Source organism: Acuticoccus kandeliae (assembly GCF_003073115.1).
The window spans coordinates 1-281 of sequence record NZ_QBBV01000198.1; the positions used below are offsets into that span (position 1 = coordinate 1).

The following is a 281-nucleotide window of genomic DNA, read 5'->3' on the forward strand; positions in this document are numbered from 1 at the left end:
CCCCGCGTGCAGGCGATCATCATCGCGTTCTGCTTCGGGGGTCTGCTGGAGGCGCTGGCCGGGTTCGGCGCCCCCGTCGCGATCACCGGTGTCATGCTGATGGCGCTCGGGTTCTCCCCGCTGCGCGCCGCCGTCGTCGTCCTGCTCGCCAACACCGCCCCGGTCGCCTTCGGCGCCGTCGGCACCCCGATCATCACCGCGGGCAACCTGACCGGCATCCCCTACGCCGAGATCGGCGCCGTCGTCGGCCACCAGACCCCGGTGCTCGCGTTCATCGTCCC

1 protein-coding gene is annotated in these 281 nt (G+C 72.6%); it reads left to right on the forward strand.

The genetic code is table 11. The annotated features are described in order from the left end of the window. The coding region (locus DBV35_RS29935; protein ID WP_170135085.1) for an L-lactate permease at window positions 1–281 on the forward strand (281 nt) is incomplete at both ends.